Consider the following 24,817-nt stretch of genomic DNA (forward strand, 5'->3'; position numbering starts at 1 on the left):
ATAGTATCGATGATGTTTGATTATAGCTCTGTTGCGTATTTGTTCAATTCCTTACTCATTTTTTCAATCTCGTCAATAAACGAGGAAATTTCATCTGTTGAAGATGCCTGATCGCGTCCAACAGCCACAACTTTTTCGATTGATGCTGTGATTTCATTGATTGACTGCTGCATATTTAATAATGTGTTTTGAATTTTTTCCGTTGAGGAAACGGTCTCATTAGACAATTTACGTATTTCTTTTGCCACTACATCAAAGCCTTTTCCCATTTCACCTGCACGAGCTGCTTCAATAGAAGCATTTAACCCTAGCAGATTGGTTTGATTGGCAATTTTTTTAATAAAGGTAATGACCTCATCTGTATTCTTCATTTCATTAGATGCGTGTGTGGACTGCTCAAGAAGTGTAGAACTAATTTCAGCTAGCCCTTCAGAACCCTTCGCTATATTTGTAATTCTTTCATTTGCATTTGTGATCGATGAGACAATCTGGTCAGAGATATTTAGCAGTTTCTTTTCGTTTTGTCTTTGTATTTGAATCGCAAGCGCTCCTACAACCTTATTGCCATCCATAATAGGAGTAGCAAGCCCCGTAAAAGAGAAACCAAAAAATTCAGCAGGAATTTCTTCTTCAAGTGACTTATTAAATCGTATGCAGTCCGCAAGCGGCTCTTTTGGGTTGATTCTTAGCCCAGGTTTTGCTCCTATATCAATTTTTCTGCCTGGATAGTAAGCTAGCCATTCTTCTCTATTTGTAAGGCCAATGGCAAGATCAGGCAAAATAGCACTGATTGTAGGGATCACTTGGAGAAAAGCGTCTAATTTAGTTGAGATTATATCTGTTGAACGTAAACTATTTATAGATAAATTAGTCATAAGGTCATCATTCCTTTTTACTATTATTGTTTCTTGATCGTATCATCCTTTTATACAAATCACTAATTAAAATGCTCTATTTGAAATTAAACTTTGTAAACTATTTCAATCAGATGCTTTTTAACATTTTAAATTTACAATTTAATAAGCAATAAGAACTATCATGATCCATTGTACACGTTGTTGAAAAGGGAAACGGTCAAAAATTTTAATCTCTTATTCATGATGGTTCCGATACGTCCATGTAACCATTGCTGCTATAGCAGGATTAATCAAGTATATAATTTTTAATTATGTGGACAATAAGCATATCAATTGAATCATCAAAATTAACTGTTACTATGAAATGCTACGATGCTTCATTTAATTACCAATATCGCCTCCTGGGAGTACGTACATGCAATGCATTAACAGCTATATATGGTAAAATGATATTAGTTTGAATCATTTATTGTCTTGAAACGGGAGGGGACAATAGATGTGGTTCATATAAGATCATCTAATAACAGCTTCATAGCTTATTTAACTGAATCAAGAGCTCTTTGTATTTTTATTCTTCTGGAGGTAGATCTTCTTTGACAATTGAAATACTAATTTTACTTGTATTAATTGTGATTAATGCTTTTTTTGCAGCATCTGAAATTGCACTGATTTCATTAAATGACAATAAAGTAAAAATGATGGCTGATAGTGGGGATAAAAAGGCCATTATGTTACATAATCTTCTTTCTGAGCCGAGCCGCTTTTTAGCTACCATCCAAATTGGTATCACACTTGCTGGTTTTATGGCGAGTGCGTTTGCTGCTGAAAGCTTTGCTGGGCGGTTAGCGTCTTTCTTGTATGAAATGGGATTGCCAATTTCAGAAAGGCTTCTAGGCACAATCTCCCTTGTGGTCATTACGCTTGTTTTGTCATATTTTACATTGGTCTTAGGTGAGCTAGTACCGAAAAGGCTTGCTCTTCAAAAGGCGGAAGCTATTTCAAGGTTTGCAGTTGGTCCACTTACCTTTTTATCTAAAATTTCTTCGCCGTTTGTTAAGTTACTCACGTTATCAACCAATTCAGTTGTAAGACTATTTGGTGTAGATCCGAATGCTGAAGATGACAATATAACAGAAGAAGAAATAAGAATGATGGTGGATGTAGGCAAAGAGCGCGGTTCTATTCAAGAAACAGAAAAAGTCATGATTAATAATATTTTCGAATTTAATGATAAAACCGTGTCTGATATTATGACGCATCGTACAAAGATTGTCGCCATACCAATTGATTACACGTTAAGACAAACGGTTCAAACTGCACTTGCAGAAAAATACACTAGATTTCCTGTGTACGAAAAACAAATTGATAATGTTGTGGGAATCTTGCATGTGAAGGATTTAATTCAGTTTGTAGACCATTCTGATCAGAAAGTGTTTAATCTGAGTGAAATGATGCGTGACCCTTTTTTTGTTCTTGAAACAAAAAGAATAGATGCTTTGTTTACTGAAATGCAGCAAAACAATGTTCATATGGCCATATCAATCGATGAATATGGCGGTACGGATGGACTTGTAACAATTGAGGATGTTATTGAAGAAATCGTAGGGAATATTTTTGACGAGTATGATGCACCAGAAACGAATATAGAAGAAATAGACCAGCTTGATGAACATACTTACCTAATCGCTGGGACAACGAATCTTTATGTGGTAGAGGATTTATTGAAAATTGGTTTGCCCATTGAAGAATTTGACACCATAAGCGGTTTCGTTATTGGCCAGCTTGGCTATATTCCAAATGGAGAAGATCATCCGCGCCTTGAATATCAAAATGTCTCTTTTACAGTGGAAGAAGTGTCTGACCGGAGAATTATTTCAGTTAAAATATTTGTAAGTAAAAACGAAGACGATTAATTATTTCTATACAAATCTCTTCTTGGACCACTCGGTGGAACAGGAAGGGATTTTTATTATATAACAGATTTTAGCAAGACGTACTCTTTCTTCTAGTCTTAAACAGGTGGATATTGCAAATGAACAAAAAAAGAAATAATAATAAAATAGCGATTCAACAGAATACACAGAAGCTGCGTGAGCAAACAATATTTAAAAAAGAGGATCGCTTTAGATTAAACGAACCTCTTTTCACGTTATGAATAGATCTCCTCCAGCGCTTCATGAAGTGTCGGATAAAGAAAAGTGAATCCATGCTCTTCCAAAACTTTTGGCAGCACTTTTTGACCTTCTAGCACAAGTGAGCTTTTATCACCTAGTGCAAGCTTTAAGGCAAAGCTTGGTGCTGGGATCCAGTGTGGGCGATTCAGCATTTGGCCTAATGTCTCGCCAAATTCTTTCATTCGCGTGGGATTTGGCGCTGTAACATTAAAAGGTCCTTCAATTTTATGGTGCTCCAGGACAAATAAAATAGCTCGTGCTACATCTTGATAATGAACCCAGGAGAGCCATTGTTTGCCGCTTCCAACAGTACCGCCGACCATAAGTTTATAAGGCATGGCCATGCTTGGTAAAGCTCCGTCTTTTTTACCTAATATAATGCCGAAGCGTGCACATGCTACTCTGACGCCTTCATCTTCTGCAAGCCTTGCTTTTTTCTCCCAATCAATGACTGTTTCTGCTAGAAAATTATGTCCCTTCTCTGTTGAAGTTTCTGTGAAAATTTTTGTTTCTGAAGGAGGATAATAGCCGACGGCACTGGCATTTATCAGGACAGAAGGTGTTATATCAAGTGCGCGTATAATACGTAAAATTTCGCCAGTTGCTTCCATCCGGCTATCATAAATGCGCTTTTTCTGGTCATCATTCCAGCGTCCATTATTGATTGATTCACCTGCAAGATTAATAATCCAATCAATCTCCTCAAGCTCTTTTTCAGGCTGGGCATTTTCAGTAAGCCACTCGACATAATGCACTTGCTTTGTTGAGTCATATAAATCAGGGTTTCTCGTTAAAATGTAAACCTCATGCTGTTCTTGTACTAGTAAATTTGTAATTGTCTTGCCAGCAAACCCGGTTCCTCCGGACAATAGGATTTTCATTCGTCATCCCCCCTGCTTATTACTGTTAATATTACCTGTTTGAAGATGAAAAAGCTTCTTTTAAGAGGCTGAGAGAAGATAATCTTTAATTAATGGGAGAATTCCAGCTAGTTAGATTTCATAGATGGTTAAAGATGAAGAGGTAAATGTGATAAAGTAATAGTGAGGTGAGTGAGATGCCGATCATCACTAAAATTACGGTGCAGAAAAAAAACAAAGAACGTTACAATATATTTCTTGATGGAACGTATGCATTTAGTGTAGATGAAGAAGTGCTGGCACGTTTTCGGCTTTCGAAAAATAAAGAGCTGACTGATTTTGATATAGGTGAAATTGAATATGAAGATGAAATTAGAAAAGGGTTTAATAAGGCCCTTTTCTACTTAAGCTATCGTATGCGCTCTGAGCATGAAATTGTCCTGTATTTGCGAAATGAGCATGAGATGGGGGACGCCTCCATTCAGGAAACATTGCATAAATTAAGGGAGTATGGCTACGTTAATGATGAAGAATTTACGAAAGCCTATGTGAACACACAGCTTCGCACATCAGATAAAGGCCCCCAGCATTTACAAATGGCGCTGAAGGATAAAGGGGTTAGCCCAGGTGTGATTGAAGCTATGCTCGAAACGATTCCTTTTGAAGAATGGCTGGAGCGAGCAAAACAAGTGATGCAAAAGGTTATTCAAAAAAACCAAAAGCAATCTGAGATGCAAATTAAAAAGAAAACACAGGACACTTTAGCGAGAAAAGGGTATTCTGGCATTATAATAAGGGAGGTTCTTTCCTCCCAAGCAATTGATCGGGATGATGATGAAATGTGGCAGGCGATTTATACACAAGCACGAAAAGCTCATAATAAGCTTGTTAATAAATATGAAGGCTATGAATATACACAGCGCATGAAGCAGGCGTTATTCCGAAAAGGATTTCAAATGGATAATATTGAAAAAGTGATTGATCATCTTGCTAAAGAGGAGTAGGGAAGGAAGGTTATCATTAAAATAAAGGATAGGCTGTCTCCTTATGTAATGAGCAGCCTATACCTCTCTATCTTTTTGATTCAATAATGATTTCATCCTGATCATGCATATTTTCAACAATAATATCAGCGACTTCTTTTGGTGTTCGAAAGATTTCTGGGGAGTCCACATGTGTTGAGCCTTCCCAAAAAGGTGTATTCATACCGCCCATATAGGCACGGACCACGCGAATACCAAAAGGCTTAAGCTCTTGAGCTATGCTTTCTGAAAAACCGCGCAAGGCAAATTTACTCGCGACGTAACCTGATTCATTTACTTTTCCTCGAAGAGCGGCAGTAGAGAGAATGTTAAGGAACATGCCGGACTTTTCTTCTTTCATATAGGGAACTAAAGCTTTTGTAAGCGCCATGGGTCCTAACACATTTGTGCGAAACATAAGATCCCATTCCTCCATATCCATGGATTCAAGGGAGCCGAAGTATCCGACACCTGCATTGTTTACTACCAAATCAATTGGAAGCATTTCTGAATCTCTTAATTTATTGATTAATTCTCTTAATTGTTCAGGCATTGTAACATCACATGCGACACTTGATGCTGTGCCATTGAGTGCGTTGATACTGGCTTCAAGCTCCACAAGAGGCTTTACTCTCCTGCCAACCAGGATCATATGATAGCTGCGGCTGAGAGATAACGCTAGCTCTTTTCCTAATCCTGTACCAGCTCCAGTAACTAATGCAATCGGACGTTTCATTTTTTTGTGCCTCCATTCTTTGTTTTAGCATAATCATTTCGTATACTAATAGTAGAAATGAGGTGCTGTTAATGTCAATAGAGAAACGTTATAGTACAATGTCAAAGCATGAATTAAACCAGGAAATTGCTGCATTAAAGGAAAAAGCCCGCAAAGCAGAACAGTTAGGAATTGTGAATGAATTTGCGGTTCTTGAACGAAAAGCAATTATGGCTCAGGCGTATTTGCTTGACTCTAAACAATATAAGCCGGGAACTGTGTATGCAATCCTAGGAGATCCGGGCAGTTATTTTAAAATTGATTATCTCAACGGCGTTTTTGCTTGGGGGTACCGCTTAAGAGGCGAGAAACAGCTGGAAGCACTTCCAATTTCTATGCTTGAGCTGTCAGGTGAAGACCACCAGCAGGGTTGATCAGTACAGCAATTTATACATAATCCAGGCATATCCATTTCTATTTGAAATGGATATGCCTTTTTTATGAATGAACGTCTAGCGATTTTGGAGGTTAGGGTTTCGAACAGAATACGAGGCAGAGCTTGTATTTTGATCCAGTCTTTTCATATTAACAGCAATCATGGGCCCAATAACACAAAGGATAAGGTTTGTAATGATGATTGCTGACCAGACGCGCCATTCCCATACATAACCAAGTAAATACGTACAGACACTCCCTCCAAGATAATAAATGAATAAATAGAGGGATGAGGCGCTTCCTTTTGCCTCGTCAGCTTTCATACTAACCCAGTTCATCACCGCAGCGTGCGAAAAGAAAAAGCCAAAGCATAGCAGTGCGAGTCCAATTAATATGACGAATAGGGAAGCCATCCACGTAAGTAATATACCCAATATCATGATGCATAGCCCCAGCATAATACGTTGGGGAATAGCCATAAATGTGTTAAATTTGCCGGATAAGGTTGAACTAAATGTACCAGCCAAATGAGTTAAAAATAAAAAACCCATCCGGCAGTAGATAATTTGTACGGCTTATCTTGAAGGTAGTAAGCTACATAGTTGAAGATCCCCCATAAATACGAAAAAAGTAATTCCAGCCATATAGTAGGCTTGTCGTACGACTGTTGATTTTAACTGTGAAATTAATTCCTGATGTGCACCTGTGATCGAAAATGGCTTTGGTGTGAAGTGATTTGATTTCGGTAATAAAATGACGAATAAAATAAAGCATATGACCCCGATCAAACCCATGAATAAACATGATGCCTGCCAATTCCATACATCTGCTACAATACCGCTTATGATTCTTCCGCCCATCCCGCAATTGTATTTCCGCTTATGAAGATTCCGATTGCTACGCCCATTGCCTTTGTGCTAAATTCGTCGCCTATATAAGCATAGGCAATAACAGGAAGACTGCCAAGTGCGATCCCCTGTATGGCTCTCAGCAGCAGCAGTAAAGTGAAAGTAGGAGCAAAACAAAGGGCGATCGATAATAAGGATGTTGCTATAAGTCCTATGGTTATAAGATTTCTCCGGCCTACTGCATCTGACAGGGGACCAAAAAATAATAAGGAAAAGCTTAATGTCAATGTCATAATCGACACGGATAAACTAGCGATCGCAGATGAAACATTAAATTCAGTCGAGATTAAAGGGAGGATTGGCTGTATCGCATGCAAATTCGAAAAAACCAAAAAAGCTCCGATACTTAAAGCAAAGGAAGCCGCTTTAAATTTTACGGTATGTTCTTGTATGCAAGGATTATCTTTCAATATAGCTCCGCCATTAATGTGAAAATTTACTATATATTAAGTATAGAGTAATGCCTATGGCTCAACAATCTTTATATTCAGAATAGTACAAGTGCAGCTGTATAGTAGTCATATGGATATTGGATGAAAGGTTTTTGTTCAGATATAGGATAAGTGATGGGTGAAGAATTTATTTTCCTCGAGCACGCTAACCATGCATCTGAGAAGAAGTTATTGTATAATGGTGGCGTTTAAGGGCTTCGCCGAATACTTGCTCTTAACAAGAGGAGGAGACGAGACATGAAAGATTACCATGATCGATTAGTAGAACAGCTGTTAGAACAAAATAATACGTTAAGCGTTGCTCGTGCTCGTGTCTGGGTTGAACTTCTTTGGTCAGACTTTGAAGCAACATATGCAAAAGCAGGTCACGAATATAAAGGGCATGAAATGACGGAACGTGTTGTAAGTCAATGGATTAATAATTATGGGCCGCGCCTTCACGAATTTGCATCATTGAACCCTAAATACGTCAATTTATTAAATTCTGATCAAGATCCATTACATTAATGACAACGGAAAGGCTGACGCATCCATTTTTTTGATGCGCCAGCCTTTTTTGGTGGAAAACAGTGCTTATCCTATTCGTTTGGCAGGAAATCAAGCTTTCTTTGCAGCTTTTCTTCACTGAAGATCCATCCCGTATAGGAGCTTAAGATATTGAGGTCTTTATCCATCTGAACAACGGCAACAAAAGGATAATGGTCGTTGCTTCGGTAGCGTAAATCAATAAAGCGTACTTCATATTGATCATCTGACTCAACCAGCTCCCACCGGTAAATGGGCGAGAAGGAGAGGAATGCTGATATATTTTTATCCGTTTTCGCTTTATTTAATACGTCTGTTTCAGGTACCGGAATTCGTTTGAATTTATCATGAATTGTGATGGATCGGCCATAGGCTCTTCCTACATAAAAGTGCTCCTTGGTTTCTGCAGCAATTCGCCACTGGTAAAACCTCATTGTAGGAGCGATAATGATATTCTCGGCTTCTGGAATGGTACTTTTAATTGAATGTCTGACTGCTGACTGCAGCATAAAGCGCAAAACATAATAGACAACAATGATGCCGTACATTGTTAGGAAAGTCGGAACTGGATCAACACCGAATCCCCAAATCATTAGACCAACAATATGAATGCCAAAAATAAACGGATCAAAGGTGTTAATGATACCTAAAGCAATCCACTTGGATGAAAATGGGCGCAGCGCCTGTGTTCCGTACGAATTAAAAATATCAACAAACACATGTAAAAATACCGCTAAAAATGTCCAAAGCCATAAATGTAAAAGATTCGCTTCAGGGAAAAATGGAAACAGTGCTCCGGTAATGGCAATTGGCCATAGAGCTACAGCAGGTATTGAGTGGGTAATTCCGCGGTGATGTCGTATATAAACAGCATTGTTTCGCAGTTTTAATATGGTATCTGCATCAGGGGCTTGTGAGCCAATTACTACTGCAATGAGAACACTCTGTGCCGTGGCAGGGCTATTTGCCACAATAGGATCGATCATGGCCAGACCGCCTAAAGCAAATCCCATTACAATATGAGTTCCTGTGTCCAAATGAAACCCTCCATTCTATGAATGTTGTTTTCTCCATAATCTAGTGTAAAATTAGATCGGATTGTTCTCATTATCATAAACAATTGTATGAAATGCAATGAATAATCCGTTACAATCACAATAAGTATTTGACATAAAAGAAGGCGTATGATCACTATTCCCATTTTGCAAGATGAAATAACATATTCGGAGGTTTGCATGAGTGAAAAGTTAAATGAACAGCTTGAAAAAGTAAATAAACATAAATTTCAGCAGGATTTAATTGGATGGTTTGAAAATGAAATGCGGGATCTTCCGTGGAGGAAGGATCAAGATCCCTATCGTATATGGGTTTCGGAAATTATGCTTCAGCAAACACGTGTTGATACGGTAATCCCATTTTACAATCGTTTTATGGGTCAATTTCCAACGGTAGAAGCTTTGGCAAATGCTCCAGAAGAGCAGGTTTTAAAGGCGTGGGAAGGTCTTGGCTACTATTCACGTGCAAGGAATCTACATACAGCTGTAAAAGAAGTTCATGAATGTTACGGAGGCAAGGTTCCAAAAACGCCTGAAGAAATTGCTTCCCTAAGGGGCGTCGGACCATATACAGCGGGTGCAATACTAAGCATTGCTTATGACATACCGGAACCGGCGGTTGACGGTAATGTGATGAGAGTATTTTCACGCATTTTATCAATATGGGATGATGTTGCCAAGCCATCTTCAAGAAAGGTGTTTGAAGAAGCTGTTCGCCGCTTAATTGATGAAAATAATCCATCTTATTTTAATCAGGCTCTTATGGAGCTTGGTGCGCTTATTTGTACGCCCACTTCACCTTCATGTTTATTGTGCCCAGTTAATGAACATTGTTTAGCATTTGCAGAAGGTGTTCAGTCTGAATTACCGGTGAAAACACGAAAAAAGTCAACGAAGGTAATTGATCTTCTAACCGTTATGGTCCAAAATCAGGAGGGACAATGGCTTGTGACCCAGCGTCCTTCGGAGGGTCTGCTTGCTAATTTGTGGCAATTTCCAAGTGTTGAAAGACAAGGGCATGAATCCGTCTCACGTGAGCTTGAAGAATTTTTGTTAACAGATATCGGGGTTACTGCTGAGGTTTACGATGAACCTTGGATGAAGCAGGATCATGTGTTTTCACACTTAACATGGAAGATGTCTGTCTATTACACGGACAAGCTATCTGTATTCGATGACGCTCCCATTCTTCCAGAACGTGTTGCGTGGAAGACAGCTGATGAAATTGAAGGTCTGGCTCTTCCGATTTCATACAGGAAAATATGGCGTCAGCATTTAATCGACAATGAGAAAAATGATGAGATAGGGGAGAAGTAAAGATGTCAAATAAAGTAGCACTGGTTACCGGCAGCAGCCGAGGGGTTGGAAAAGCGATTGCCCTTGCACTTGCTTCAAAGGGCTATGATATTGTTGTGAACTACGCGAGAAGCAAGCAGGCGGCACTTGATACGGCTGCAGAAATAAAACAGCTGGGCAGAAAAGCAATGGTTGTTCGTGCGAATGTTGGAGATGTAGAAAAAATCAAAAAAATGTTTCAGGAAATAGAAGAAAATTTCGGCAGGCTGGATGTATTTATTAACAACGCTGCTTCAGGCGTATTGCGACCAGCTATGGAGCTTGAAGAACCCCATTGGAACTGGACGATGAACATCAATAGTAAAGCTTTACTTTTCTGTGCTCAGGAAGCGACAAAGCTAATGCCAGAAGAGGGTGGAAGCATTGTGAGCATCAGTTCTCTTGGATCGATTCGCTACCTTGAAAATTATACGACCGTTGGAGTTTCCAAAGCAGCGCTTGAAGCATTGACACGATACTTAGCAGTGGAGCTCGCTCCACGAAATATCGTTGTAAATGCAGTGTCCGGTGGAGCCGTTGATACTGATGCCTTGAAGCATTTCCCCAATCGTGAAGAGCTTTTAGAGGATGCAAGAAGTAAGACTCCAGCGGGAAGAATGGTCGAAATCAACGACTTGGTAAAAACTGTAATGTTTCTTGTATCAGAAGACGCCTCAATGATTCGAGGGCAAACGATTATTGTAGACGGCGGACGTTCTTTGTTAGTGTGAAAATTTATTGTATAGACTCACTCCGGGGTGGTTACATTAACTAGCGTGGAGGTGAGAAAACAATGAACAAGCAAAACAAAAATGCTCAAGCAGGTAACTCTAAAATTGCGAATAGCACAGCAAGTGCAGGCCAAAACTTCACAACTGAATTTGGTTCTGAAACTGCAGCAGGTACGAATGTTCAGGAAGTAAAACGCCAAAACGCTCAATCAGCTGGCTCTAGTCAGGCAGCAGGTGCTGGTCAAAACTTCACAACTGAATTTGGTTCTGAAACTGTAGCAGGTACGAATCTTCAGGAAGTAAAGCGCCAAAACCAACAAGCTGAATCAAAAAAAGCGCAATCTTCTACAACACCAAATCAAGGTCAAAGCTAAATCATTGTAATAACCAAACCCATTCCTGTTTGCAGGAGTGGGTTTGGCATTTATTAAGAGGTGTAGTACAAATGAATGTGTGGAGTAATACATACTTGAGGTCTGTTTTTCGACAAAACAATCACTTGCCTGACAATAGTAGTCAAAGGGATTTCAACGGCAATATCGAATCTCTAGTAGTCAGGAGGGATTGTGTTGAATTTATTTAAACAGAAGGTCAATGATCAAATTCAGATTGCTGAACAGCTTTTGCTGCTGCAGGATGAATTTGATCAGAAAAAAAGAATGCTGAATATGCTGCACACACTTGAGATAAATGAGTCAGCAGCCTATCTATCAGAACATCTAAGTGAACTTAATTTACAGCTAAAGGAAGCACAAAAAAAGTTTGATGAAAAAATGAATGATGTACTACAAACCCACAGATCATAAAAAAATGTAAAATACTTGAGCCCCGTTGTCTCTCGGTGGCTCTTTTTCGCGTGAAAGGGTATAATGGTAAAATACAGAAGCGAGCGGTCCCCAAAAATCGGGAAATATAATTGAAGCTTTAATAAAGGCAGGCGATGGACGATGACGCTACCAGCTGAAGGGAAAAGCATACAAATACATAGCTATAAACATGACGGTCAAATCCATCGTATCTGGCAGGAAACGACGGTTCTTAAAGGAACGCGAAATATTGTAATCGGTGGAAATGATCGTACCATTGTGACGGAGTCAGATGGACGAACATGGCTTACGCGTGAACCGGCAATATGCTACTTTCATGCGGAGCATTGGTTCAATATCATTTGTATGCTGCGTGAGGATGGAGTTTATTATTACTGTAATATTAGCTCACCATTTGTATATGACGAGGAAGCGCTGAAATATATTGACTATGATTTGGATATTAAGGTTTATCCAGACATGTCCTACACATTATTGGATGAAGATGAATATGAAGAGCATCGTAAGCAGATGGGATATCCTAATGTAATTGATCATATTCTGCAGCGGAATGTGGATAAGCTAATCAGATGGATTAAGCAAAGAAGAGGACCATTTGCTCCGGATTTTATTGATGTATGGTATAGTAGATATTTATCTCAAAAACGATACCGCCAAAAAGATTAAAGAACTTCTTTTACCTGTTGGTGAACATTCAACAGGTTTTTTCATGCTTTTACTACGCAAGGAGTCGATTATCATTGGATAGTATTAAACGCTATATGGCTTTTGTTAAACCGTACAAATGGCTAATAATTCTCACACTTGTTATAGGAATTATTAAATTTGCCATCCCTTTATTAATTCCAGTCCTTATTCAACACGTCATTGACGACATAATAAATAATCCGAATCAGGCAGATTCAGATAAAGTCTCATCATTGTATTGGATCATTGGAATGTCTGTTATATTATTTGTTATTTTACGTCCTCCTGTGGAATATTACAGACAATATTTTGCTCAATGGACAAGTAATAAAATTTTGTTTGATATTCGAGACCAGCTTTTTTCCCATATGCAAAAGCTGAGCTTTAAATATTATTCAAATACAAGAGCTGGCGAAGTCATTTCCCGGGTTATTAATGATGTTGAGCAAACAAAGAACTTTGTTATGACCGGGCTGATGAACTTGTGGCTTGATATGGCTACGATCCTAATCGCCATTGGGATTATGCTCACCTATGATGTAAAGCTTACACTTGTCGCGATTATTGTGTTTCCTTTATATGCTTTTTCTGTCCAATACTTTTTCGGTCGTTTACGTATACTCACGAGAGACCGCTCTCAAGCGCTTGCGGAGGTTCAAGGGTATTTGCACGAACGCGTTCAGGGAATGAGTGTTATCAAAAGCTTTGTAGTCGAAGATCATGAACAAAAACAATTTGATGGAAAAAATGGCAATTTCCTATCAAAAGCAATTGATCAGACAAAGTGGAATGCAAAGGCATTTGCCGTTGTGAATACAATAACTGATATAGCCCCGCTTATTGTTATTGGCTATGCCGGCTACAGGGTAATAGAAGGAGACTTATCATTAGGTGTAATGGTTGCGTTTATCGCTTATGTTGAGCGTTTATACAATCCTCTTCGCCGGCTTGTGAACAGTTCAACGACATTAACACAATCCATTGCCTCAATGGATAGAGTATTTGAGCTTATTGATGAGAAATATGATATTGAAGATCGCCCGAATGCAAAAGAAGTAAAAAATGTAAGAGGTGAGATCGTATTTGATCACGTATCATTTGCTTACGATGAAAATGAAGCAGATGTATTAAAGGATGCCCATCTGCACGTTCAGTCAGGAGAGACCATTGCATTCGTTGGTATGAGCGGGGGAGGTAAATCAACCATCGTCAGCTTAATTCCGCGTTTTTATGATGTTACAAAGGGACGAGTGCTGTTGGATGGGACAGACATTCGGGATTATAAGGTGAGAAGCCTTCGTAACCAAATTGGAATGGTTCTGCAGGACAATATATTGTTTAGTGAATCGGTTATGATGAATATCAAAATGGGGAACCCGGAAGCAACAGAAGAAGAAGTGATACAAGCAGCCAAAGCCGCTAATGCCCACGACTTTATTATGGAGCTGTCTGAAGGTTATAACACTAAGGTTGGGGAAAGAGGAGTAAAGCTTTCTGGAGGACAGAAGCAGCGTGTGGCTATCGCACGAGTATTCCTGAAAAATCCGCCTATTCTTATTTTGGATGAGGCAACATCAGCACTTGACCTGGAAAGTGAGCATCTCATACAAGAAGCGATTGAAATATTAGCAAAGGATCGAACGACCTTTATCGTGGCGCATCGATTATCAACGATTACACATGCTGACCGAATTGTTGTCATAGATCATGGGCAAATCGCCGAGAGTGGTTCACATCAACAGCTTATGAAACAAAAAGGCTTGTACTATAATCTATTTCAAGTACAGCAGCTTGATCAAGATTAAAAAACCAGAATGGGAAGGCACATGCCTTCCCATTCTGGTTTTTACTTTTAATCGATTTCCCTTTCAGGAATGACAACTTCATTTTCTTCGTGATGATAGGACTGAAGGCTTGCGATAAGGGTGTCAAGATGTGCAAGATGTTCCTCATATTCAAGCATGGCAGACAATACATGCAGGAGATGGTATCCATTGTTACCTTCCTCATCTCTCGCTTTATTGACTTCTGTCATAAAAATATCGGTTACTTCTTTATGATCCATACAAGTATGGTTCAACTGATCATTTTCATTTGTCGTTTTAATTTTCCCGACAAATCGTAGAAGTAATTGCTCATGATAGCTCATTAAACAATCAAGCTGCTCCTGAATAATCAATTGTAAAGACTCAGGAACATGATTAAGCTCATTTTCAAAACGATGAAGTCGTTTTAGTATTTCAAAACTTCTTCGCATGCTTGAAATCATTTGTCTGTAGACAACGAGCTTTCTCGTTTTTGCTACTGAGTTGCGTTTGAAATATCCGCGTTCTTCTTTATACATTAAATAGGTCTGGTCAATTTTAATTAAACGCTCTTTAAACTTTTCAATATCTTTTTTAAGAAGTCGATGTTCAGTTGCTCGACGTGTGCTTAAGCGAACCCACTTTACAATATCATCTGTCGTGGTAGAAATTTTATAGAAAAGCTTTGTTTCATATTTAGGTGGCAGAAAAATGAGATTAACAATGAATGAGGAGAACACCCCAAGCATAATCGTCGCAAATCGTAACAGTGCAAATGTAATAAAATCCTCATTTTGCACTTCCATAATGGCGATTAATGTCACCAAGGCCAAACCGATCGTACTTTCAATACGCAATTTCAAAATAATGGTGATGGTAATAACAGCTGCTAAACCAATAATTACAACATGATTGCCAAAAAGCAATACGAAGAGGACAGCAACAGCAGCACCAATCAAATTTGCTTGAATATGCTCTAAAATTGAGACAAACGAGCGATAAATGGTTGGCTGTACGACAAAGACGGCGGCAATCCCGGCAAAAATAGGGGATGGAAGTTGCAGCAATTGAGAAAGAAATAAGGCAAGGACAATGGCAATTCCCGTTTTTAATACTCGGGCACCAAGCTTCATGTAATAAAAAGATCCTTTCTTGACGTTATAAATCCACGTTATTCATTGCCTGTGTTTCTCACATCAATATGTGATGAAAACCGTTCAGGCAATAGTAGTAATATACCTTGCTTCCATTGGGACTGCAATAGAGAAGCAGTAAATTCTTTGTATAAAAATCATGTATTTTATTTCATTTTTCTAAAGAAAAATCCGATTAATAGTGGCTTTACCTTCTATACAAGGGAGTAAGCCTTTTCATTTATTTGACGTTTTGAAGTAATAAAATGAAAACAAAAAAAGAGGATAGCCTTTCTATTATGTTCTTTACCTCTCTTTTAACTCAATTATTTAATCTGCATAGATGAGCTAATCGATCTAAAGCTGTACATTACATTGAACAAACATGCTTCCATTCTACTGTTGATAAGAAAAACACATCAGTAGATCAGGTGTTTGGAATACTGATTAATAAAAAGGTATTTGCTGCTAATATCGGTCTCAAAACAGAAAAAAATAAAGATCTGCATGAGCAAGAAGACATGCAAATCTTTATTTTAGTCAATAGTCATTTGATTTAAAGGTTTTTAAAAGCGTAGTCAACTGCTTTAAGCGATTGAATTACATCTTCTTCCGTGTGAGCAGTTGTTAAAAACCATGCTTCATATTTTGAAGGAGCCAGATTAATCCCCTGTGATAGCATCAGTTTAAAAAAGCGTGCGAAGATCTCTCCATCAGTCGCTTCAGCCTGCTCGTAGTTTATAATCTTTTGATCGGTAAAATAAATCGTCAGTGCCCCTTTTAAACGGTTGATGGTAATCGATACATCATGCTTGGCTGCTGAAGCTAGGATTCCCTCTTCAAGGATCGCTCCGAGACGGTCCATTTCTTCATAAACGCCTTCTTCTTTTAATACCTCTAAGCACGCAATCCCGGCTTGAATGGAAGCGGGATTTCCTGCCATTGTTCCTGCTTGATAAGCAGGCCCGAGTGGAGCAACCTTCTCCATAATATCAATTCGTCCGCCATATGCACCGATCGGCAAACCGCCGCCAATAATTTTACCCAAAGCTGTTAAATCAGGTTTAATATTTAATAAATCTTGTGCTCCTCCGTACATAAAACGGAATGCGGTAATAACTTCATCGTAGATGACAAGCGCTCCAGCTTCGTGTGTTAGGTCATTAATTTGCTGTAAAAAGCCAGGAAGCGGTTCAACAATACCGAAGTTCCCCACAATCGGTTCAACCAAAACCGCAGCAATCTCATCGCCCCAAGCAGCTAATGCTTCTCTAAAGGGTTCGATGTCATTAAAGGGAACGGTAATAACTTCACTAGCAATATTTTTCGTTACCCCGGCAGAGTCCGGTGTTCCGAGAGTAGAGGGGCCTGAACCGGCTGCCACTAATACAAGATCAGAATGACCGTGATAGCATCCAGCAAATTTAATGATTTTATCTCGTCCTGTATATGCACGTGCTACTCGAATGGTCGTCATAACAGCTTCAGTGCCGGAATTTACAAAGCGAATCTTCTCCATGGCAGGCATTGCCTCTTTAAGCATTTTGGCGAATGTTACCTCGTGCTTGGTAGGCGTTCCATATAAAATGCCCGATTCAGCTGCATGCTGAATGGCTTTTGTGATGTGGGGGTGAGCATGTCCCGTAATAATCGGTCCATATGCTGCCAGGTAATCAATATATTGATTACCATCAATATCCCAAAAATAGGCACCCTTCGCTCTTTCCATCGCAACGGGTGAGCCGCCTCCAACCGCTTTATATGAACGGGATGGACTGTTGACCCCACCAACTATATGTTTTTGCGCTTCTTCATGAAGTCGCTCAGAATTTGAAAAATTCATTATGTCTCCTCCCAAGTTTTACGTCATAGGTATTGTAATATGGACAACTTGTTTGCGCAAATAAAGGAGGTTATCAAGTGGGATGGATTATCTTAATCATTGTGATTAGCATTACTGCATATGCAGTTAAGCACCTTTTAACAAGTACATGGGAAGGACAGGTTTTCTCCTTTAAAAATTTTCTCTTATTGACCGTAACCTACTCCGTTTTATTAATAGGCTTTGCAACAGTATTCACTGTTTTTACAATGGAAGGAATTCAAGTTATGCAGATGGTCGGGGGGGTTTCATCGTTTTGGGAGCTGTTTTCAACGGCTACTTATTTTAGCGGAATGATGCTCTTCTCTGTTGGGAATGGTGAAATTATCCCTGTTGGAATTGGGAGATGGATTACATTATTAGCCACTTTCTTAGGGCATGCTCTTCCTGTAACGGTTGTTTGGACACTGATTTTTCAACGTGCCCCATCCGGTTTAAAGTAGTCTTAAGTTGAACTCTTACCATCAATTCAGTATGCTGAATAATGACAAAGCAATCTAAGGAGGGCATTCACATGGCAGTTGTTGGAGAAAAAGCACCTGAATTCTCACTAGTATCACAAAGTGGAGAGACCGTTTTATTGGCTGATTTTAAAGGGAAAAAGAATGTGATTCTATACTTTTATCCGAAAGACATGACACCAGGCTGTACAACAGAAGCGTGTGACTTTCGTGATCACTATGAATCATTTGCCTCATTAGACGCAGTCATTTTAGGCGTTAGCACCGACCCTAAGGAAAAGCACCAAACGTTTGTGGATAAATATGACCTGCCTTTTTCTTTATTGGTTGATGAAGATCATGCTGTAGCAGATAAATATGGCGTTTGGATATTAAAGAAAAATTTTGGCAAAGAGTATATGGGGATGGATCGCTCTACCTTCGCAATCGATAAAGAAGGAAAGATTGCGGGTGAATGGAGAAGCGTCAAAGTGAAAGGTCATGTAGAAGAAACACTTCAATTTGTGAAAGATAACTTAAATTAATGTCTAGAAAGCAGTTCGTTCAATCTGAACTGCTTTTTATTATGATCAAATGTTTTATTTTTAGAATCATGTGAATATTTCCAGTAGTTTGGATTATTTAAAATATCTTTTTTCTTATCTATAACTCTATATAATGTTTTTTGTTTGTTTATCCAGTAATTGTTACAATATTTATAATCTTATACATTAGGAGGCCGTTATGGATACAACAAAGAAAAGAAGAATTTTTACCAAAGCTCTTGACGGAGTCGAGCGCATTGGTAATAAGCTTCCTCATCCGATAACGTTGTTTTTCGCTTTTGCTGCACTCGTTGTCTTAGTGTCTGCACTAGGATCCGCTTTAGGCTGGTCTGTTGAAAACGTAGAAGGAGAAGAAGTACAAGTATTTAATTTGCTTAGCAGTGAAGGGATTTTATACATGTTCCAATCTGCTGTTTCAAACTTTACAGGATTTGCTCCGCTGGGAACAGTTCTTGTAACAATGCTTGGTATTGGGATTGCGGAGCGTACAGGGTTAATCTCAACAGCGCTAAAAGCACTGGTAACCTCTGTTCCGAAACAATTACTTACTGCAGCGCTTGTATTTGGTGGCGTAATGTCTTCAATGGCAGCGGATGCTGGATACGTCGTTTTAGTTCCGCTTGGTGCTGTTCTTTTTGCAGGGTTAGGAAGACATCCTTTGGCTGGTTTAGCAGCAGCATTCGCCGGAGTTTCCGGAGGATTCAGTGCAAACCTGCTTGTGACGTCGCTTGATCCGCTGTTGGGGAATTTGACGATTGAAGCAGCAGCTACAATTGATCCTGCCTACGCAGCTGATATGAATATTTTAATGAATTATTACTTTATGATTGTTTCTGTTTTCATGATTACGATTGTCGGTACACTTGTTACTGAAAAGATAGTTGAACCGCGTCTTGGAACGTTTAAAGGAAATGCAAACGACGATGAATCAGAAGATTTGAAAAGAGTAACACCGCTTGAGAAAAAAGGTCTTTGGGCTGCGTTTTTCTCAATCATTATTACGAGTGTATTTGTTGCTCTTCTTGTCGTTCCTAGCTGGGGGGCCCTAAGAGCGGGAGCAGAAGAAATACTAGCTGCACCATTCTTCCAGGTACTAGTACCGATTCTATTTATCTTTTTCTTAATCCCTGGCTTTGTTTATGGTGTTGTGACCAAATCAATTAAAAACGATACAGACGTTGCGAACCAAATGTCAGACACAATGGCAACGATGGGGATGTACATTGTGCTGGCGTTTGCGGCGGGTCAGTTTGTCGCTTACTTCAATACAAGTAATCTTGGCTTGATTTTCGCGTATAATGCGGCTGATTTCTTAAGAGATGCTGGATTAGACGGTATGCTGTTAATCTTGGGCTTCTTGTTTATTGTTGGGATCATCAACTTATTCATCGGAAGTGCGTCAGCGAAATGGGCATTTATGGCGCCAGTATTTGTGCCTATTTTAATGCACCTAGGATATGCACCTGAGCTAACGCAGGCATTGTACCGAATTGCAGATTCAGCAACCAATATTATTTCACCGTTGATGCCATATTTTGCGATTGTGATTGCCTTCGCTCAAAAATATGACAAGAAGGTTGGAATCGGGACGCTGGTTGCAACCATGGTGCCATACTCGATTGCTTTTTCAATCGTATGGACAATTATGCTATTAATCTTTATGTACACTGGTATCGACCTTGGTCCAGGTGCAAATGTATTCTACAATCAATAAATTCTATCCCTCTCGTTTCCTTTTGGAAGCAAGGGGGATTTTTTTTAGGTGTATTTAAAGAGCTTATGGTTAAATAGATTGTAAGGGGGATTTGTTAATGAAGATACTTTTTTCTTTCGTACCTAATAATGAAATCCAGAAAGACTTGATCGAACAATTTCCGGACGCTTCATTTTCTTTTCGCCGATTGAGTGAAGCGGGAGAGCTTGTATCTGAGGCTGAAATATTCGTTACATACGGAGAGGACTTAACAGAAGAAAATATTTTAGGCTTTCATAGGTTAAAGTGGATCATGGTCGTATCCGCTGGTCTTGAGAAAATGCCGTTTGAACAAATAAAGGAAAGGAACATTCTTGTAACGAATGCACGTGGTATACATGCTATTCCTATGAGTGAATTCGCATTTGGATTTATGCTTCAGTATTCCAAGAGATTTGCTGAAATGCACGATCAGCAAAAAGAACAAAAGTGGAACAGAAACCTTCCGCTTAAGGAATTGTACAATTCCACCCTTTTGATTCTGGGGACTGGAGCCATTGGTACGGAGACGGCCCGTATTGCTCAAGCGTTTGGGATGAAAACGGAGGGGGTAAATAGTGATGGAAGAGCAATTGAGCACTTTGATCAAACCTATCCGATAGACAGGCTAAATAAGCCCTTGCCAAATGCAGATTACATTCTTTCTTTTCTCCCAAGCACAGAGGAAACGAAGCATTTACTGCAAAGTGAACATTTTCATTTAATGAAAGAAAGTGCTGTATTTATTAATATGGGCCGTGGCAGCCTTGTTTCGATGGAAGTGCTGTTGAATGCATTAAGAGCGAAGGAGATTGCATATGCTATGTTAGATGTAATGGAAGAAGAGCCGCTGCCAGCTGATCATCCTCTGTGGAATCAGGCTAACATCACGATAACACCTCATCTTTCAAGTATCTCAAGTGAATATATTCCTCGTGCATTGACAATTTTCAAACGAAATCTGCATGCGTATCTAAATGGAGAAGATCACTTTCAGAACATCATTGATTTAAACAGAGGGTATTGAAATAAATTCAAAAATTGCATGGAAATAATCTAAATGTCCTGTTGATAATTTGCTAAAACCCTTTAAAATAGCTGTAGAGATTGACAAAATCAACTGTAGGCGAGTACACTATTTATAAAGATTATAAAATAATACTTTATATAGAAAGAGGGTGCATGACGGTGTCTGAAATGCAATTAAGAGATGCATTAGATTCACTAAAAGGGACTGGCGTAAGAATCACTCCTCAACGTCATGCGATTTTGGAGTATCTAGTAGGATCGATGACACACCCAACCGCTGATGATATTTACAAAGCGCTTGAAGGGAAATTTCCTAATATGAGTGTGGCTACGGTGTATAACAACTTACGCGTTTTTAGAGAAGTTGGTCTTGTTAAAGAATTAACCTATGGAGATTCTTCTAGTCGCTTTGATTTTGTCACAACAGATCATTATCACGCCATTTGCCAAAACTGTGGAAAGATTGTTGATTTCCATTATCCAGGATTAGATGAAGTAGAACATCTTGCATCCCATGTAACGGGATTTAAAGTGAATAATCACCGCATGGAAGTTTATGGGACATGCCAAGACTGCTCTGCAGTAAAAGAAGCGCACTAATTGTGTGCTTCTTTTATTTTCTTTTTTAAATATGTAACAGATCTTTCGATTGCTTATAACTTATTTACTTCGCAAGTTATTACGGATAATTTTTGCAGCGCTTACGCGAATGTATAGCCTGTTTAGTAAAACATTCGAAAATAAAATTGCTTGACGCCAGATCCTTATTTATCCGTGGGGAAGTTTATAATGTGTTTTTTGATATCCAAGATTTCGGGTGAAGTGAAAAGGAGTTTATGTATCTCCGACATATGTTTACATGGCCTTGTTTTAGGATAATTAATAATCACAGAAGATGATCCTTTAAGCTAGCAAGTAAATTCAAATGAATAAGATATTTCAAAAGGAGCTGTTTATGGTGAAGAAATTTACGATACTGTTTCTTTCATTCTTAATTGTGACACCAGTACTGTTTCTGGGTGGAGAAAAATTAAAAGCAGAAGCATCGGGAGATTTTTTGCTTAGCGAGGGATTGCCTCCATTGGGAGCAAATGATCCGAAATGTATCCCTGATGAAACACATCCTGATCCGATTGTACTTGTTCCAGGAACCTTTGAGTCAATGGATCGAAATTGGGCGAACCTTGCCCCTTTGCTTAAAGCAGAAGGGTATTGTGTTTATTCATTAAACTATGGTTATACGGCTGCAGGCTATGGTACAGGTCCGATAGAAGACTCTGCAAAGGAGCTGAAAACCTTTATCGACAACGTCCTTGCTCATACAGGAGCTGAAAAAATCTCGATTGTCGGACATAGCCAAGGAGGAATGATGCCGCGTTATTATATTAAGTTCCTTGGAGGTAATAAAGTGGTCAATGATTTAATTGGTCTCGTTCCTTCTAATCACGGCACAAAAGGGGTTATAGGGCTGAATGCAACATGGACAGTCACAGATCTTGCTGCCTGCACCGCATGCAGGCAGCAGGAAACGGGTTCAGAGTTTCTGGAAAAACTTAATAGAGGTAATGAAGCACCAGGAAATGTATCTTATACGGTGGTTACAACCCGTAACGATGAAGTGGTTGTTCCGTATACTTCCTCTTTTTTGAAAGAGTCGAAAAACGTGGTCAATATTACATTGCAGGACTATTATCCTCTAAATCAAACAGAGCATCAGCTTATTGCTTATGATGTGAATGCTTTTAGTTTTGTTTTCGATGCACTTGCACATAAAGGTCCGGCAGATCCAGCTCGATCAGTAGCTCTATTTAAATAAAGGGAATGTGAAAGAGTTGCGAATTTTCTCTTGATGCTCCTTTTTGTGATATGAAAAACATAAATATAAGGGGGGACACTTGAAGAAAGAAGGAAAAAGTCTCTATTTACAAAGTAAAACACCGTTCATTTTGAACGGTGTTTTACTTTACGTAATTTAGAGAAATGCACTATTGCAGCTTTATTTATCTATAGTATGAACGATATTTGATTAAGTTTGCTTCGTTTGTCTGCTTTTCTTGTTGTAGTCTTCATCAAACTCTTTTCCTTCAAGCTCAGGATCAAGAGTTAATGGTTCACGACAGTGCATGCACATGTCTACGCGACCAAGTATTTTTGTAGGTTTATCACAGTTTGGACAATTTACTACCACTGCCCTCGTTGACAGCAGGCCAATCCAGAAGTAAACGACCATACTAAATACAAGTGAAAGCATTCCTAAAATAATGAAAATCAGCATGACAATTGGGTTGCCGCGGAAGAAAATCCCTGCATACATAATAATAAAGCCTACGAATATGAGAGCGAGTGCAAACGATCTAATTTTATTTATCTTATTTGAATATTTTTTTGCCATCATTGTCCCCCCTGAATATTTAATATATCATAGATATTTGTTAGCTGTAGATGCAAATGGTGACGTTTTGATTACGAAAACTTTTATAAGAAGGAAAATGGCTTTTTGTGTCGAATGAATTGAGTAAAAGGATTATAGAGTGAAGGAGTTTATTGAATATGGAAGACAAACTGCGTCCAATTTATCAAGAACGAGCTAGCCAGCCAAACACATTAGGTGTCATCATTATGGAGAAAAAAGATCGCCAAAGTCCAATCACTGATACATTTGATACAATATTATTTGTCATTGTTAAAGAAGCGGATGAACCTGTTTTTATGAAGCACTATACATACGAAGACCGTAAAGCCGCTATGCATATTGTAAGCGAAGATCAGCTTAAAGAATGGTTATTGCTAGGAAGCAATCGAAAAGTCACTGAATGGCTGTTATCTGGCAGAGTGGTCTTTGACCGTAATGAATATATAGAAAACTTGAGATTAGAGCTGAGAGACTTCCCTTTCTATGGAAGAAAAATCAAAATAGGTATTGAGTTTGCTAAGTTGATTCGCCGTTATATGGATGGAAAAGCATTTTTCGAATCACGCCATTTTTTAGATGCTTATAATCATATTGTCCATTCACTTCATCACTTAGCCAGACTTGCTGTTATTGAAAATGGATTCCATCCAGAAGTCACGGTTTGGAATCAGGTAAAGCAGATTGAGCCTGAGATTTTTAAATTATACGAAGAGCTTGTTAATAGTGAAGAAACATTGGAAAAGAGACTTGAGCTTCTTTTTCTTGCAAGTGAGTTTCTTATCCATTCTAGGACAAAAATCGGAGCATCCCATTTGATAGAGGTGCTTGATACAAGAGAGCAGTGGAATTTTCAAGATCTTCAATCCCACGAAGAGCTTGTTTACTATTCTGTTGATCTGGCAGTAATGATTGAATTCCTAATTGAAAAGAACGTTATATCAACTCGTTCGATTGAAACAAAAGGGCAAGGGATTTATCATCGATATTATTCTGTGAAAAAAAATAAAAAAACACTTGATCTTTAATTAATCCCTTGTTATTATAAAGAACGTCGCTGCTAAGCGATTATGACATTCGAAAATAACGATAAAAAAGTTGTTGACATAAAGCAAAACATTATGTTAATATAAGAAAGTCGCTTGAGAGAGCAACGCAACCAAGAAACACCTTGAACCTTGAAAACTAAACAACCTAAAACGTCAACGTTAATTCTTGATTTAAGTAACATTTAAGA

Annotated in this window: 28 protein-coding genes; 18 read left to right on the top strand and 10 right to left on the bottom strand. The window is 38.8% G+C overall.

Annotation, left to right across the window (positions count from 1 at the left end):
- Window positions 1–20: 20 nt before the first annotated feature.
- Entirely contained in the window at window positions 21–875 is an 855-nt protein-coding gene (locus KP78_RS21065) for a methyl-accepting chemotaxis protein (protein WP_084219894.1), read from the bottom strand.
- A 575-nt stretch (window positions 876–1,450) separates the two neighbouring features.
- Here KP78_RS21065 and KP78_RS08410 point away from each other — a divergent pair.
- Both KP78_RS08410 and KP78_RS20965 read left to right on the top strand, forming a co-directional pair.
- A complete protein-coding gene (locus KP78_RS08410; protein ID WP_084219896.1) occupies window positions 1,451–2,770 on the top strand; it encodes a hemolysin family protein in 1,320 nt (439 codons plus the stop codon).
- A 119-nt stretch (window positions 2,771–2,889) separates the two neighbouring features.
- Window positions 2,890–3,012, top strand: coding sequence for a hypothetical protein (locus KP78_RS20965; RefSeq protein WP_268747515.1), 123 nt, complete (start codon window positions 2,890–2,892; stop codon window positions 3,010–3,012).
- Here the strand turns inward: KP78_RS20965 and KP78_RS08415 are convergent.
- On the bottom strand, window positions 3,007–3,912 hold the full coding sequence (locus KP78_RS08415; protein WP_041088041.1) for a TIGR01777 family oxidoreductase: 906 nt from the start codon (window positions 3,910–3,912) through the stop codon (window positions 3,007–3,009). The genes KP78_RS20965 and KP78_RS08415 overlap by 6 nt on opposite strands.
- Window positions 3,913–4,088: 176 nt before the next feature.
- On the opposite strand from KP78_RS08415, the gene recX reads away from it, so the two are divergent.
- Entirely contained in the window at window positions 4,089–4,895 is an 807-nt protein-coding gene (recX, locus tag KP78_RS08420; RefSeq protein WP_041088042.1) for a recombination regulator RecX, read from the top strand.
- A gap of 67 nt (window positions 4,896–4,962) precedes the next feature.
- On the opposite strand, the gene KP78_RS08425 is transcribed toward recX, so the two are convergent.
- Complete coding sequence (locus KP78_RS08425; RefSeq protein WP_041088044.1) at window positions 4,963–5,649, bottom strand: SDR family NAD(P)-dependent oxidoreductase; 687 nt, start codon at window positions 5,647–5,649, stop codon at window positions 4,963–4,965.
- Between the two features lie 71 nt (window positions 5,650–5,720).
- Here KP78_RS08425 and KP78_RS08430 point away from each other — a divergent pair, with 71 nt between their 5' ends.
- A complete protein-coding gene (locus KP78_RS08430; RefSeq protein ID WP_041088046.1) occupies window positions 5,721–6,062 on the top strand; it encodes a YfhH family protein in 342 nt (113 codons plus the stop codon).
- Window positions 6,063–6,140: 78 nt separating this feature from the next.
- On the opposite strand, the gene KP78_RS18600 is transcribed toward KP78_RS08430, so the two are convergent.
- The 3 genes from KP78_RS18600 to KP78_RS19125 form a co-directional block, all read right to left on the bottom strand.
- Window positions 6,141–6,503, bottom strand: a complete 363-nt coding sequence (locus KP78_RS18600; RefSeq protein WP_052474711.1) for an MFS transporter — start codon at window positions 6,501–6,503, stop codon at window positions 6,141–6,143.
- Between the two features lie 135 nt (window positions 6,504–6,638).
- Entirely contained in the window at window positions 6,639–6,923 is a 285-nt protein-coding gene (locus KP78_RS18605) for an MFS transporter (RefSeq protein WP_052474712.1), read from the bottom strand.
- On the bottom strand, window positions 6,905–7,381 hold the full coding sequence (locus KP78_RS19125; RefSeq protein WP_157841474.1) for an MFS transporter: 477 nt from the start codon (window positions 7,379–7,381) through the stop codon (window positions 6,905–6,907). The genes KP78_RS18605 and KP78_RS19125 overlap by 19 nt, the downstream gene beginning before the upstream one ends.
- A 279-nt stretch (window positions 7,382–7,660) precedes the next feature.
- On the opposite strand from KP78_RS19125, the gene KP78_RS08440 reads away from it, so the two are divergent.
- Window positions 7,661–7,930 (top strand): YfhJ family protein, encoded by a 270-nt coding sequence (locus KP78_RS08440; protein WP_041088048.1) that lies wholly within the window; start codon window positions 7,661–7,663, stop codon window positions 7,928–7,930.
- 71 nt (window positions 7,931–8,001) lie between these two features.
- Here the strand turns inward: KP78_RS08440 and KP78_RS08445 are convergent, their stop codons facing one another.
- Window positions 8,002–8,985, bottom strand: a complete 984-nt coding sequence (locus KP78_RS08445) for a metal-dependent hydrolase (RefSeq protein WP_041088050.1) — start codon at window positions 8,983–8,985, stop codon at window positions 8,002–8,004.
- Between the two features lie 198 nt (window positions 8,986–9,183).
- On the opposite strand from KP78_RS08445, the gene mutY reads away from it, so the two are divergent.
- The 6 genes from mutY to KP78_RS08475 all read left to right on the top strand — a co-directional run bounded on the left by mutY (window position 9,184) and on the right by KP78_RS08475 (window position 14,388).
- Window positions 9,184–10,320, top strand: coding sequence for an A/G-specific adenine glycosylase (gene mutY, locus KP78_RS08450; protein WP_041088052.1), 1,137 nt, complete (start codon window positions 9,184–9,186; stop codon window positions 10,318–10,320).
- Between the two features lie 2 nt (window positions 10,321–10,322).
- On the top strand, window positions 10,323–11,069 hold the full coding sequence (gene fabL, locus KP78_RS08455; RefSeq protein WP_041088054.1) for an enoyl-[acyl-carrier-protein] reductase FabL: 747 nt from the start codon (window positions 10,323–10,325) through the stop codon (window positions 11,067–11,069).
- Window positions 11,070–11,131: 62 nt separating this feature from the next.
- Complete coding sequence (locus tag KP78_RS08460; protein WP_041088056.1) at window positions 11,132–11,443, top strand: gamma-type small acid-soluble spore protein; 312 nt, start codon at window positions 11,132–11,134, stop codon at window positions 11,441–11,443.
- Window positions 11,444–11,638: 195 nt separating this feature from the next.
- The gene (locus tag KP78_RS08465; protein ID WP_041088058.1) at window positions 11,639–11,875 is read left to right on the top strand and encodes a hypothetical protein; all 237 of its coding nucleotides are present in this window, start codon (window positions 11,639–11,641) and stop codon (window positions 11,873–11,875) included.
- A gap of 141 nt (window positions 11,876–12,016) precedes the next feature.
- On the top strand, window positions 12,017–12,562 hold the full coding sequence (gene ntdP, locus KP78_RS08470; RefSeq protein ID WP_041088060.1) for a nucleoside tri-diphosphate phosphatase: 546 nt from the start codon (window positions 12,017–12,019) through the stop codon (window positions 12,560–12,562).
- A 74-nt stretch (window positions 12,563–12,636) separates the two neighbouring features.
- Window positions 12,637–14,388 carry an ABC transporter ATP-binding protein gene (locus KP78_RS08475; RefSeq protein ID WP_041088062.1) on the top strand — a complete coding sequence of 584 codons (1,752 nt, stop codon included), beginning with the start codon at window positions 12,637–12,639 and terminating at the stop codon, window positions 14,386–14,388.
- Window positions 14,389–14,435: 47 nt separating this feature from the next.
- Here the strand turns inward: KP78_RS08475 and KP78_RS08480 are convergent, their stop codons facing one another.
- Together KP78_RS08480 and KP78_RS08485 are read right to left on the bottom strand one after the other, a co-directional pair.
- Window positions 14,436–15,521, bottom strand: coding sequence for an FUSC family protein (locus KP78_RS08480; protein WP_041088063.1), 1,086 nt, complete (start codon window positions 15,519–15,521; stop codon window positions 14,436–14,438).
- A 556-nt stretch (window positions 15,522–16,077) separates the two neighbouring features.
- Window positions 16,078–17,364 carry a glutamate-1-semialdehyde 2,1-aminomutase gene (locus KP78_RS08485; protein ID WP_041088065.1) on the bottom strand — a complete coding sequence of 429 codons (1,287 nt, stop codon included), beginning with the start codon at window positions 17,362–17,364 and terminating at the stop codon, window positions 16,078–16,080.
- 77 nt (window positions 17,365–17,441) lie between these two features.
- Here KP78_RS08485 and KP78_RS08490 point away from each other — a divergent pair, with 77 nt between their 5' ends.
- From KP78_RS08490 to KP78_RS08515, 6 genes are all read left to right on the top strand, one after another.
- Window positions 17,442–17,846 (top strand): ion channel, encoded by a 405-nt coding sequence (locus KP78_RS08490; protein ID WP_052474714.1) that lies wholly within the window; start codon window positions 17,442–17,444, stop codon window positions 17,844–17,846.
- A 71-nt stretch (window positions 17,847–17,917) separates the two neighbouring features.
- A complete protein-coding gene (gene bcp, locus KP78_RS08495; protein WP_041088067.1) occupies window positions 17,918–18,388 on the top strand; it encodes a thioredoxin-dependent thiol peroxidase in 471 nt (156 codons plus the stop codon).
- A gap of 199 nt (window positions 18,389–18,587) precedes the next feature.
- Entirely contained in the window at window positions 18,588–20,123 is a 1,536-nt protein-coding gene (locus KP78_RS08500) for an AbgT family transporter (protein ID WP_041088069.1), read from the top strand.
- 97 nt (window positions 20,124–20,220) lie between these two features.
- Window positions 20,221–21,168, top strand: a complete 948-nt coding sequence (locus KP78_RS08505; RefSeq protein WP_041088070.1) for a D-2-hydroxyacid dehydrogenase — start codon at window positions 20,221–20,223, stop codon at window positions 21,166–21,168.
- 155 nt (window positions 21,169–21,323) lie between these two features.
- Window positions 21,324–21,770, top strand: a complete 447-nt coding sequence (perR, locus tag KP78_RS08510) for a peroxide-responsive transcriptional repressor PerR (RefSeq protein WP_052474715.1) — start codon at window positions 21,324–21,326, stop codon at window positions 21,768–21,770.
- 325 nt (window positions 21,771–22,095) lie between these two features.
- Window positions 22,096–22,986, top strand: a complete 891-nt coding sequence (locus tag KP78_RS08515) for an esterase/lipase family protein (RefSeq protein WP_084219900.1) — start codon at window positions 22,096–22,098, stop codon at window positions 22,984–22,986.
- A gap of 210 nt (window positions 22,987–23,196) precedes the next feature.
- On the opposite strand, the gene KP78_RS08520 is transcribed toward KP78_RS08515, so the two are convergent.
- Entirely contained in the window at window positions 23,197–23,562 is a 366-nt protein-coding gene (locus tag KP78_RS08520; protein ID WP_041088074.1) for a YgzB family protein, read from the bottom strand.
- Between the two features lie 158 nt (window positions 23,563–23,720).
- On the opposite strand from KP78_RS08520, the gene KP78_RS08525 reads away from it, so the two are divergent.
- The gene (locus KP78_RS08525) at window positions 23,721–24,608 is read left to right on the top strand and encodes a nucleotidyltransferase-like protein (RefSeq protein WP_041088076.1); all 888 of its coding nucleotides are present in this window, start codon (window positions 23,721–23,723) and stop codon (window positions 24,606–24,608) included.
- Window positions 24,609–24,817: the final 209 nt, after the last annotated feature.

The sequence above is a fragment of the Jeotgalibacillus soli genome (genome assembly GCF_000829435.1).
Lineage (GTDB): Bacteria > Bacillota > Bacilli > Bacillales > Jeotgalibacillaceae > Jeotgalibacillus > Jeotgalibacillus soli.